10 protein-coding genes and 1 riboswitch are annotated in these 12,423 nt (G+C 47.5%); of the genes, 4 read left to right on the top strand and 6 right to left on the bottom strand.

The genetic code is table 11. The features are described 5' to 3' along the window. Positions 1-84: 84 nt before the first annotated feature. The 3 genes from EI981_RS27200 to EI981_RS27190 all read right to left on the bottom strand — a co-directional run bounded on the left by EI981_RS27200 (position 85) and on the right by EI981_RS27190 (position 3,398). Complete coding sequence (locus tag EI981_RS27200; protein WP_127003598.1) at positions 85-1,137, bottom strand: LLM class flavin-dependent oxidoreductase; 1,053 nt, start codon at positions 1,135-1,137, stop codon at positions 85-87. A 194-nt stretch (positions 1,138-1,331) separates the two neighbouring features. Next, complete coding sequence (gene ald, locus EI981_RS27195; RefSeq protein ID WP_127003596.1) at positions 1,332-2,447, bottom strand: alanine dehydrogenase; 1,116 nt, start codon at positions 2,445-2,447, stop codon at positions 1,332-1,334. Positions 2,448-2,651: 204 nt separating this feature from the next. Beyond that, the gene (locus EI981_RS27190; RefSeq protein WP_127003594.1) at positions 2,652-3,398 is read right to left on the bottom strand and encodes an SDR family NAD(P)-dependent oxidoreductase; all 747 of its coding nucleotides are present in this window, start codon (positions 3,396-3,398) and stop codon (positions 2,652-2,654) included. A 256-nt stretch (positions 3,399-3,654) separates the two neighbouring features. Here EI981_RS27190 and EI981_RS27185 point away from each other — a divergent pair, with 256 nt between their 5' ends. After that, complete coding sequence (locus tag EI981_RS27185; protein WP_127003592.1) at positions 3,655-4,176, top strand: hypothetical protein; 522 nt, start codon at positions 3,655-3,657, stop codon at positions 4,174-4,176. A 268-nt stretch (positions 4,177-4,444) separates the two neighbouring features. Next, the gene (locus EI981_RS27180; protein ID WP_127003590.1) at positions 4,445-5,824 is read left to right on the top strand and encodes a sensor domain-containing diguanylate cyclase; all 1,380 of its coding nucleotides are present in this window, start codon (positions 4,445-4,447) and stop codon (positions 5,822-5,824) included. A gap of 91 nt (positions 5,825-5,915) precedes the next feature. On the opposite strand, the gene EI981_RS27175 is transcribed toward EI981_RS27180, so the two are convergent. From EI981_RS27175 to EI981_RS27165, 3 genes are read right to left on the bottom strand one after another with little or no spacing between them, the layout of a single operon-like run. Then, positions 5,916-6,839, bottom strand: coding sequence for a GNAT family N-acetyltransferase (locus EI981_RS27175; RefSeq protein ID WP_127003588.1), 924 nt, complete (start codon positions 6,837-6,839; stop codon positions 5,916-5,918). 5 nt (positions 6,840-6,844) lie between these two features. Next, complete coding sequence (locus tag EI981_RS27170; RefSeq protein WP_162616288.1) at positions 6,845-8,212, bottom strand: NAD-dependent epimerase/dehydratase family protein; 1,368 nt, start codon at positions 8,210-8,212, stop codon at positions 6,845-6,847. 19 nt (positions 8,213-8,231) lie between these two features. Continuing rightward, positions 8,232-9,137 carry a hypothetical protein gene (locus EI981_RS27165; RefSeq protein ID WP_162616287.1) on the bottom strand — a complete coding sequence of 302 codons (906 nt, stop codon included), beginning with the start codon at positions 9,135-9,137 and terminating at the stop codon, positions 8,232-8,234. A 232-nt stretch (positions 9,138-9,369) separates the two neighbouring features. Here EI981_RS27165 and EI981_RS27160 point away from each other — a divergent pair, with 232 nt between their 5' ends. Both EI981_RS27160 and EI981_RS27155 read left to right on the top strand, forming a co-directional pair. Next, entirely contained in the window at positions 9,370-10,572 is a 1,203-nt protein-coding gene (locus EI981_RS27160; RefSeq protein WP_127005061.1) for a glycosyltransferase family 4 protein, read from the top strand. A gap of 139 nt (positions 10,573-10,711) precedes the next feature. Further along, a riboswitch (cyclic di-GMP riboswitch) is annotated at positions 10,712-10,803 on the top strand. Between the two features lie 73 nt (positions 10,804-10,876). After that, entirely contained in the window at positions 10,877-12,274 is a 1,398-nt protein-coding gene (locus EI981_RS27155; protein ID WP_162616286.1) for a glycosyl hydrolase family 28-related protein, read from the top strand. Positions 12,275-12,423 lie beyond the last annotated feature (149 nt).

Below are 12,423 nucleotides of genomic sequence, written 5' to 3'. Positions count from 1 at the left end.
TTTTATCGGGAAAAGATGAACGAGCCTCTGCCGGATCAGGCGGAGGCTCGTTCATCTCTGTATAGCTGCTTAAAAGGTATAGGATTATTGTTGTTTCAGACCAATGACTTCGTGAGCAAGCAGCTCATACGAGCGCAGGCGGGCAGAATGGTCATAGATTTGCGAGGCCACGATCATCTCATCGGCCCTTGTCTCTTGCCAAATATCGTTCAGGCGCTGCCGTACTGTATCGGGTGAGCCGACAGCTGCATAAGCGCGTTGCTTCTCGAAGAGCGCCTTCTCATGGGCAGTCCAGATCGAATCCATATCATCCACGGGAGGCCGCAATTGACCAGGACGATTGCGAATCAGGCTAAGAAATTGTTGAGCCTGTGATGTGGCGAGCCGCTCGGCTTCGGCATCGGTATCGGCAACGACGACATTTACTCCAATCATGGCGTAAGGTGCAGATAACGTCTCCGAAGGCGTGAACTGATTGCGATATAGTTCTAGGGCTGCCAACAGATAATCCGGGGCGAAATGACTGGCAAATGCAAAGGGCAAGCCTTGTTCTGCAGATAACCTGGCACTGAAGCCGCTGGAGCCGAGCAGCCAGATTGGAATATCGAGCCCTTCTCCAGGAATGGCTCGAACACGCAGCGATGACTGGGAATCAGGCTTGAAGTAACCGCGCAGCTCTCGCAGCCGTTGCGGGAAATCCTGTCCATCGCTGCCAGCCCCGCGCCGTAGAGCGAAGGAGGTAAGCTGGTCGGAGCCGGGCGCTCTGCCTAAGCCGAGGTCGATGCGGCCAGGATACAGTGATTCGAGGGTACCGAATTGCTCGGCAATGACCAATGGGGCATGGTTAGGGAGCATAATTCCACCTGAGCCGACGCGAATCGTCTTGGTACCTCCGGCCACATAGCCGATGACGAGGGATGTCGCCGAGCTGGCGATCCCGGGCATGCCATGGTGCTCAGCGAGCCAGTAGCGAGTATAACCCCATTCCTCAGCATGCTGTGCAAGGTCTAACGTATTTTTCAATGATTGAGCTGCTGTGCTGTCAACCGTAATTGGAGCGAGATCCAGTATGGAGAAGGGAATCTCGGATAAGCTTGTCGATTGTGATGCTGAGTGGATATCTATTCGTTCCGTCATGAAATCAATCCCTCCTGAGATTAGGAATATTATTAAGAGTAGAACTTCTTCTAAATAGTATACCCAGTAGGGTATATAACTATATAACTAATATATCATAGCCCAGACTGATCCAAAAGGGGGAGGGTTGATGAGCGTTCAGGCAAGCAGATAAGCATCTGCTGCCTGAACGTCAGTAATGACCGTGGTAGAGGTTAGAACAATTCCTCGATCTTGGTATATGGATACCCGAGACTGTCGGCTACGCCCGCATTCGTAATATGACCGTCGTAGACGTTGATGCCTTTTGCAACTTCAGGGAGGAGCTTGGCGCAGGCCTCCAGCCCTTGATTAGCTATCCTCAGCGCGTAGGGGATCGTTACATTCGTTAAGGCGAGCGTCGACGTACGAGCGACGGCTCCCGGCATATTGGCAACGGCATAATGGACGACGCCATGCTTCACATAAGTTGGATCGGCATGTGTCGTGACGCGGTCGATCGTCTCAATTGAACCGCCTTGATCAATCGCGACATCGACAATAACAGAGCCTTCTGACATCTGCTGAACCATATAATCCTTTACCAACTTCGGTGCTCTGGAGCCTGGAATAAGCACTGCTCCGATTACGAGGTCTGCTTTGATTACCGCCTGTTCGATATGGTATGAATCGGACATAAGCGTAGCGACCTTTCCCTCAAAAATATCATCCAAATATCTTAATCGGTTAGCGTTGAGATCCAGCAGAGTCACATGAGCTCCCATGCCCAGCGCAACCTTGGCTGCATTTGTACCGACGACCCCGCCGCCAATGATGACGACCTCAGCCTGCTGTACGCCGGGCACCCCACCAAGCAGCACCCCTTTGCCGCCATAAGGCTTCTCGAGGAACTGTGCACCAATCTGTACAGCCATTCGACCAGCTACTTCACTCATTGGAGTGAGCAGTGGCAATGAGCCGTCATTTAATTGCACGGTTTCATAGGCAACGGCCCGTACTTTCTGGGATAACAACGTCTTGGTCAGTTCCGGCTCAGGAGCAAGGTGAAGATAAGTGAACAGAATTAAGCCTTCTCGGAAGAAGCTATATTCTTCAAGCAGCGGCTCCTTTACTTTCATGATCATTTCTGCAAAATTCCATACATCTGCAGCTTGATCCATGATGACTGCTCCGTGAGTCCGATATTCTTCATCACTGAAGCCGCTGCCGAGTCCAGCGGACTTCTCTACGGCAACCTCATGTCCGGCATTAACGAGCGTCTTCACTCCAGCAGGTGTAATGCCCACTCGATTCTCGTTATTTTTAATCTCTTTGGGAATTCCTACGCGCATAATTATTACTTCCTTCCCGCTAAATTGTCCTTCTATTATAAATTTATTACGGATTTGTGAACGTTTCAAACATCTGCTTTACCTCGTTAATCCAGGGCAACGGTGAATAAGATAAGGATGCTTAAGGGGATTCATCCAAAAAACACCTCCAAAACCGCTTCTAAGAGCGGCTCAAGAGGTGTGATGGTAACTGATCTTAATACATTATCCGTTCATGACGCTGCCGCCATTTGCTCCTAGAATTTGGCCAGTGAACATGCTAGCGTCATCCGAAGCGAGGAAGAGAACAGACTTGGCGATTTCCTGAGGGAATGCCAGACGTCCCAGCAAATAGCGGGAGTTGTTATGACTCTCCTCAAGCGAAGAGCGGACATCCGTGAAAGTACCTCCAGGCGCAACTGCGTTAACATGAATATAAGGTGCCAGCTCGCGGGCCAATGATTTGGTCAGAGCAGTAACACCGCCTTTGGCGGCTGCATAGTGCGACAGTTCGGCTGCGCCCTGGCTAGCCAGATCAGAGGTTACGTTAATGATCTTGCCTGATTTCTGCGGTAGCATCCGGCGGGCAGCTTCCTGCGAAGTATAAAAGGCACCATATAAATGAATGCGGATCATCCGATCCCATTCCTCATGGGTCATCTCGGTAATTTTGGCGGTCTTCGCAATTCCGGCATTATTAACAAGTATATCGATCTTGCCGAATAAGCGATCAAGCTCGGCGAACATCTGCTGTACTTGCTGCGGATCGCTAACATCGCCATGGAATATTTCTGCTTGAACGCCGTAGTTTTCTGCCTGATGCTTAACATCAAGCGCTTCTTTGTCGTCCCCATAGTAGTTAATCAGGACATGGATTCCAGCCTTTGCGAATTCAAGTGCGATGGCTTTTCCGATTCCCCGGCTTGCCCCGGTGATCAAGGCAACTTTGGTGGAGGGTTGTTTACTGCTCATGCTAAGAACTCCTTTTTCCCATATTTTGTATATGTATCCTTTGAACTATTTCAAATGTACCAGAAGATAGGACGAATTTCCCTAAATTTTTTTTTAAGAATTTAAAGAACATATTTTGGTGAAGGCGCATGGAGGAGGGAATTAAGATTTTGTCACCCCTTTTAAACTTTGTTGTGATCCTTTTTCTCCCCTAAGTAATATAATGGAGATAGTAACGTAGGTTACTGTTTCGAACTGGAAAAGGTGGTTGAGAAACATGAAGAAACTTGCTTTGTTGGTGATGCCTCTGCTTCTGATTATCGTAATGTCGTCATCGATGGCTTCGAATTCCGAGGCCGCAGAGCCTGCATATAAACCGTTTACTGCGAAGTCCGGCACACAAACCGAGACCGTGTACATACATGAGCTTCGTTCGGATAAGAGTGGCGTTCATGTTGTGGTTGATCCCATTGAGTGGTATGAGGGGGAGGCTGCACAAAAAGCCTTTGCCAAGTATGAACCGGATGCTGGTATTGATGGCCCTTTGGATGGCTATTATATCGTGAATCCTGACGATACGCTGGCAATTTATCCTGTCGCTCCCAATGCTGAAGTGCTGATGCAAATTTATAACCGCGGCGGAGTGGACAGCGATATATCATGGAATGAACCCATCAGTTTGGAGAAATTCATTCATGTTTTTGGTCAGAGCGACCTGTTTGATTTAAGCAATTTCCCGTATCATATTACGATTGAGAATGGTCAGATTACATCCATCGTTCAACAATATATTCCTTGATTTGAGCCTTCTTAAGCCGATATCTGTGAACTTCACATAAAGAGACCGCTGCTTGCGGTCTTTTTTGATATTTATGTTATTACGAAGATATCCAATCAGGGACTTAAGTCTTGGTCGAAGGGTGTTTGAATTTAAGTAAAAATAGTGTCATCCGCAGAATAGAGCATGGATTCGCAGGAAATGGTATCTATATCTATAGAGAAGGTGTAATATGGAAAATAGATGAATCTAGTTCTTTTTAACTATTTTTTTGGAGAGCGTGGATCGAATGATGAACAGGGTACATGATGTTCACTTCAAGAATAATATATTGCTAAAAATACTTAGCGGCTTCTATACGGTATCGTTGGGTGTTCACCTCCTGACGGGAGGGAGTCTTGCCGATTTGCTTATACCGGTTAGCGTTGCTCTGGGCAGTGTCTTGATCCTGCTCGGGTTATATCGGCGCTATCCAGTGGTTGCGATGCTTCTGATGATCTCTTCCCCTTATTTGTATCTTCTTTCCTTGATGGCCACCGGATTGAATCCGTTCAACTTCATTCTGTTAGGCTTCGCGTTGCTGTTAAGCTTGATCTATCTTGATATCCGTCTTGTAATGCTCTCGGGTCTCCTGTACTTGTTAACTGCCATGTATTGGTCCAGAGTGCTGTATGGGGCTGAGATGGTCGCAGGATCAGAGCGCAGTGACCTACTCTATGTAGTTATATTCGACTTGTACGTGATAGCCTTCTCATGGGTGCTCATCAATCTCGTCCAAGGAAGATGGGGCAAATCCGAGCGCGGTCTGACAAGCATTAATCATATTTTGGAGAATATCGATATTACGACCTGGGTCTATGATCTGGGTTCATCCCGGCTCAGCCTGTCACCCGGGATTACAAGGCTGACGGGTCTACCAGCAGATACATTCACGGACTTCCGTGCTTTACTTGAGCTTGTGGAGCCGGCGGATTTACCGCTTGTACAGCTCTCTCTGAAAGAGATGATTATAGATCGGAAAGAGGTCTTGCTAGAATGCAGATTGCGACGAATTAACGGAGACATATGCTGGGTTCAGCTTCGCGGCACGCCGCAGCTGAATGAACTGGGTCACCTCGTCCATCTCGAAGGAGTACTTATTGATATTACGGAGAGCAAGGAGCGCGAAGAGCATATGGAATATCTGGCGTATCACGATGATCTGACAGGGCTTCCGAATCGTGCGTACTTCCATATGCGGCTTAAACAGTACAGGAGTGAAGGTGCCATGAACATGGCATTAATGTTTATCGATCTGGACAATTTCAAGGACATCAATGACACATATGGGCATCATATCGGGGATAGGTTGTTACAGGAGCTTGCCGATCGCCTATCCCGACAAATCAGAGAGAGTGATCTGATCTGCCGGCTTGGCGGGGATGAGTTTCTGATTTTACTCACGAATAGTGATGAGACGCATGCCAGTACAGTAGCGCAGCGGATTAATGCCAGCCTGGCGGTACCTTTTCATTGCAACCATCATCGGCTTCAGGCGACAGCAAGCATTGGTATCTATTATTCAGCGGACGGATGTGAAGAGCTGGATCAGATGATTAACCTGGCCGATGAAGCGATGTATGAAGCCAAGCGGAGCGGGCGCAACCAATATGCTATTAATCATACATGAAGCACAAGAAGCCTTTCTTCCGTATAGAGGAAGTTCGAAAAATCCAATTTTCGAACATGTATTTATTGGTAACGGTGAGAAAGGCTTCTTTTTAAATTCTGAAGAATCCCCGTCTAAATTGCAGCCAGTCCCGCCCAGAGCGGAGAATATCCTTGAAGCCAGGCTTCCTGACCACATAATAAGGCGTAAGATCTCCGCCCCAGTCCGCCTTCGATTCTGCCACCGATGCGATATTGGCCCCGCTAAAATCGAAATGCTTAATCCCTTGGGAGGCGAGGTCCTCAAATTCAAAGAGCTGCAGCTGTTGGACTACCCCATTGGACAGGTGGTCTGTCTTGGTTCCAGCAACCCAGCCGATCGCTTGCCCCGGGTTCAAGAGCAACGTAACATTGGCGCTGACCGGCTCACCGCTCTCGGAATAACAGACATAGCATCGGAAGCTGTCTTCTCCCAAAATACTCTGCGCCAGCTCCAGGTCAGCAGCCGTAATCTGATGGCTGAAGCCTTGCCTTCTTTCCGTCTCCAGCAGGCATTCATAGACATGCTTCATATTCTCGGTCCTCTTGCTGGAATAGCTTCTGGCATTGGCTTTCTTGATTTTATTTCGGATAGCCTTGCTGGCCAGACTTACCGAGTAGGGGAGGTTCAAAATGTATGTATAACGGACATCCACCTGGAAGCCTCGCCAAGTGAACGGCCTGATATCGGTAATGTCCGGGGGCAAAGTTATCGTTACAGCGCCCCTCAGCTTCACTAGATGCTCGATCATCAGCTCTGCGACTTCATGCCATTGCTTGTTTGTGCGGAATGGCTTGGCCGATGGAGTGGCATGGAATATGACGGGATGATACGGATTCTGAGGTGGAAAATAAAACTTGCCATATCTGCTGAACAGCAAGCACTCGCTATAATAATCATCGCACTTCGGCGGCTGGAACCGGAGCAGATCAACATCACATTTCCACTTCAGGCGGTTGAATTCTGCCCACTTGGCCAATGTTGTTTGTTCTATCATTCTCTTTATTTATTCCTCCCTTCATGGTCGGAGCTGAACGCAAGCTCGGTGAAGATCCCGTTCTTCTTCAGACGGTTCACGACATGTGCCGCCTCCATAGAGGAGGCATTCGATAACAGGATCTGCAGCTCATTAACGGGATTCAGCCCGATATAATCATTCTCGCGCAAGTAGGAATCTACGGTATGAAGGTCTTCAAGATGTCCATTGGATAAGTTGGATAGCGTCAGTATCGTATAATCCGTATTGAATTTCCGCTTGGCTTGTTCTCTGGAGCGGAGGACTGCGGTAAATATTTCCGATTTCAACACAGGCGAGCCTTCCATATAGTGTTCGCTTTGATTCAGATACAAGCTGCGGACATGACGCGACATCGAGGAGTTCAGCAGTTCGTTCTGAATATGCTCTTCGTTCAGAGCAGCCTTCGAACTTGCTGCTGCCACTTCTCTTGGTGCAATCGGAGCGGACACAGTGAACCATTCGTAGGTTCTGCGCAGCCCTTCCTCCAGCGAGAATCGGGGCTCCCATTCTAGTGCATTACACAGCAAGCTGTTATCGAGAACAGATCTGAATATATCTCCGGGTCGTGGTTCTGCTCTACGGATCCCTGCCAGCGGATGAAGATCAGATAAGATGCGTACCAATGTGTTGATGGAGTGCTCTGTGCCTGTCGACAGGTTCATGACCCCTGACTGTGGAGATTGGCTAGCTCGGTAAATAGCCTCAGCTACGTCCTCCACATAGATGAAATCACGTGTCTGTTCGCCACTACCATAGACGGTAAGACTTTGATCGTAAAGCATCCTCTCCATAAACATGGACACTACGCCGCCTTCTCCAGTCAATCCTTGTCTCGGGCCATACACATTCGCGAATCGGAGACAAAGTGTATTCAATTGATAGAGTTCACTCCATTTACCGCAGTAATACTCCCCCAACAGCTTATTGATGCCATAGGTCGAGACGGGCCTGCAAGGTAAATTCTCGCCCAGCGGAGTTTCCTCACTCAGACCGTAGACAGCCGCCGATGAAGCAAAGAGGAACTTCTTAACATGATGCTTGGCAGAGAGCTGCAGGATGTTCGTCAGGCCTAGAATATTCGACTTTGTATCGGCATAAGGGTTCTCCATAGAAGTAACGATATTGATCTGAGCGGCCAAATGAACGACGATATCGATATTTTGCTCAGCGAATATGGCATCGCAGTTAGGACTCTCAACATCAATGATGTACGAGGTGTGTGGGAATTCAATATGTCTGACATTGCCGGAAGAGATATTATCGATAATGATCACATCACTGCCCTCTTCATAGAACTTCGCAGCGACAAAAGAACCAATAAAGCCGTAACCGCCGGTTATAAGGACTTTCAATATAGTCCCCCCTATATATCTATAATTTCTGGCCCTTTCTATTGTTCAGCCAATTACGGCATGAACGGAGGGTTTCCTTGAATACGGGCAGTCTAACCTGATAGTAAGGGACCAGTTCTCCACCCCATCCTGACTTAGAACCAGCTACCGATGGAAGATTTGCTCCGACCAGGTCGACGTTGTGTATGCCGATTCTGGTCAAATCCTCAAAGGCAAAATGCTGAGACTGCTGAACAACTCCATTTGTTAAATGATTGGTCTTGCTGCCGGCTGCCCAGCCGAAGGACCAAGCCTCGTTCATCACGATAATGATGCTGGCGCTGACAGCTTCACCCTCTGGCGAATAGCAGACATAACAGCGGAAGTTGTCGTGGCCGAGCAATTGTTGGGCAAGCTGGAGATCGGACAAGGTCAGATCATGGTGAAATCCCTTCCGGTTCTCTGTGGCAATCAGACATGGAAATATCTTATTCATGTCTTGTGTCAATGCAGATCTGTAGCCAGTTTGTGTTGCTTTCTTGATCTTGCTGCGAATCTCGGTGCTAGCCTGCTCAAGCGAATACGGCAGTTTGAGATGATAAGTGTATTTAACATTGGCCTTGAATCCACGCCATAGAAATGGGCGAATGTCAGTGATATCTGGCGGAAGAACAAAGCTTGCAGCTCCCCCGTGACGAATGATCTCCTCGATCATTTGATGTGACAGCTGCCGCCATTGCTGGTTGATTCGGTAAGGCTTATCCGTCGGCGTCGGGTGAAAGAAGGTAGGGTGGAACGGATTGAGAGGCGGAAGAAAGAGTTTGCCTTTTTGATTGAAGAAGAACAGGCTCTCAATATAGGCATTCGAATCAGAGTTCTGAAATTTGACAATGTTGGCGCTGCATCCCCATTTAAGATGATTAAAGTCGGCCCATCTAGTCAGCATCTCGTGCTCTTGATGAAGAGTTCCCATAAATCGCCTCCGATTATGATAAAGTGGCGAGGTTAGTTATATCTGGAATTATCTATGAACAATATAGCAAACGTAGACGGACAAGTCATGCAATTTTTGAGTACTAACTGGTTTTTATTGTAATTCTATTTTTTCATTGATATATTTTAGACAAGTCAGCTAGACTCCACCATAATTCGCATAAAATAACGAATTTGGAGTGAGTATTGTGCCTAAAAAGGTATTATTCTGCGCTACTGTAATCTCCCATTTGAAAGCTTTCCATTTACCGTATCTGCGCTGGTTTCAGGAGCAGGGTTGGGAGGTACACGCTGCAACTTATGGAACGGAGGCCGTTCCCTATGTGGACAAGCAGTTCAATATTCCGATTCAGCGTTCTCCATTCAAGCTGGATAACTGGCGGGCTTATCGGCAGTTGAAGGATATTGTACGGGAAAATAATTATGAGATCATCCACTGCCACACTCCGATGGGAGGAGTATTGACCCGACTTGCAGCGAGACAGGCCCGCCGCACAGGCACGCGGGTTCTCTATACTGCTCATGGATTCCATTTCTTCAAGGGCGCTTCATTCCAGAATTGGCTGCTCTATTATCCGGTAGAGAAGTATTTATCTCGCTATACTGACTGTTTATTAACAATGAATGCGGAGGATTACAACCGGGCACTAGACCATCAATTCAAGGCAGGAGCGATCGCTTATGTACATGGGGTCGGAATCGATTTTGACAAATATAAGCCTGCCCATGAACAAGAGAAGAGGCAGCTAAGGGAAATGCATGGCATCGATTCTGACGAGTTCATCATGATTTATGCTGCCGAGTTAAGTCAACGTAAGAATCAGGCCTATCTCCTGGAGGTTGTGTCTCTATTGAGAGAGAGAATTCCCCGTTTTCGGCTGCTTTTGGCTGGGCAAGGTGCATTGGAAGGACAATATCGGGAGCAGGTGAGCCGGTTGGGATTGGAAAATCTCGTTACCTTTCTCGGCCATCGTACGGATATGGATCAGATCTATGCATTGGCGGATATCGCCGTGTCGTCCAGCAGACAGGAAGGGCTGCCTGTAAATATTATGGAGGCAATCGCTACCGGTTTGCCTGTAGTCGCTACAGATGTGCGGGGGAATCGAGATTTGGTAGAGCCGGGGACACACGGCTTTCTAGTTGGATTGGACGAGCCGTCTATATTCGCTGAACGTATCTGGGAGCTGTTCGACAATCCACAACTGAGAGCCGACATTCGCACGAACCGCGACAGACTTATCTCTCTCTATTCAGTGTCTCATGTATTAGGCGAGGTGATTCCAATATACACCGATGCGGCGAGACAGTGGGATATTAAGGAGAGGAACCCGGGTAATAAGAAGGACTCGACCTATCAATATAATGAGAGAGAAATAGGAAAATAGATTTACAGATTATGAGAGAATATGTTAATATTTAATAGACTAATATTGTTGAAATAAAGGCTGATTTCGATTCAACTTTGATAGATTACTCGCATACTATAAAACTATGAATCTATGAAACTCCGAATTGAATATGAGAACGACGAAACGGCAAACCGCGTGAAAGCGCGGGACGCAAAGCTATAGGGGCTTCGTGAGACGACAACTCTCACATGCCAGCCAGTTCCCGAAGGTTCTTAGGATATGAGAGTAGGAGGTCCTGAGACAAGGGGCCTTCTATTTTTTTATCCTAGGAGTGATTATGATGATGAACCGTGTATTCAGAAACATAGTTTTCATAGCTTTAATTATAGTGCTCAGCGGTGTAATCATGCCTGTTCCAGGTAACGCTGCAGCAGTTGCATCGGCAGCTGGAAGTACGGAATTGAATGTGAAGAATTATGGTGCAGTTGGCGATGGAAGCACGGACGATACGTCCGCTGTACAGCAGGCGCTTGATGCGGCAGCGGGCCGCGGGGGCCGCGTGTATTTTCCGGCTGGAACGTATAAGGTGAATCCGGAGAAGACGCTGATTGTCGAAGGGAATACGACGATTATCGGTGATGGAGCAAGCTCTGTAATTCAAGCCAGCAATCGCAGCTTCGGCTGGGAGATGATGAGGGCTACGGGAAGTCATATTGCGATCAGCGACATCACACTGGACGGCAATATGGCTGTGAATCGCGTGCTTGTTATCAGCGGTGGAAGCAGCGATGTGAAGGTCAAGAAGAGTATTGTCTCGAACGCTACGCATAGCAAGGACCCGGCCAGTGACTATTATACTGGCGTTGTGTCGGGAATCGTCGTGTACGGGAATTCCAATCAGATAGAGATTGATTCCACAGAAGTGAAGAATATCTCCGCGGTGAATCTAACTGCTGGCAGCTTGATTTCAAGAGGAATTTACGTGACGACGACCTGGGGCTCCAAGGAGAAGGCAGCGGTGAACGTTGCTATCAAGAACTCTCATATTCATCATATTGGACCGGCGGATGATGGAGACGGTATTTATTACGAGGATCCGAATGTGGATAGCAAGCAGGGCACGAATACGAAGAGTGTCATTGTCGGCAATACATTCGATCATAATGCCAAACGGGCCATTAAGATATATGCGCAAGGGATCACCGTTGAGAATAACCGGATTACGAATTCGTATCTGAACAACAACTATTACAAAGGCAAGGACAGTGGCAAGCTGGCTCCGGACATGTACTCGGGCATTAGTGTATACGGCTCCGACAATACGATTCGGAACAATACGATCAGTGGCGAAGGAAGCTATTATGCGGCGATTGAGGTAAGTGCGTCGCAGACCGTCAGCAATGTTACTGTTCACGGCAATAAGATCAAGATGGGCTCCAAGAGTGCAGTAGAAGGCACGACAGCGATTCGGGTCGGCAATACGAAGCAATTCCAGATCACCAGCAATACGATTGAGAATGCCGAGAAGGGGATATGGACTTGGCAGAATGCGGAGAAAGGCTCTATCAAAGGCAACATGATTCAGACAACAAAGGGCGGAATCGACTTATCCACCTATTTGGAGAACTGTGTCCAGAAGGACATTGTTGTTAAGGACAATACAGTGAAGAGTAAGTCCTTCAATATTTTGCTAGCGAAGTCGAATGTTAATGTAGAGGTATCCGCTGATAATTTCTAAGCATGTTTTTATATAAAATATTGATGAGAACCTTTTGGGCAGTTACGCTGTCCGGAAGGTTTTTTTTGCTTTAATCCAGATTTCTTCGAAGTGAGGAATATTATATATATGCAAAAATAAAATAGAATGTTAGGAAAAAAAAGGTACCA

The organism is Paenibacillus lutimineralis (assembly GCF_003991425.1).
GTDB lineage: Bacteria > Bacillota > Bacilli > Paenibacillales > Paenibacillaceae > Fontibacillus > Fontibacillus lutimineralis.
This window is presented reverse-complemented; position numbering and strand designations above follow the sequence as displayed.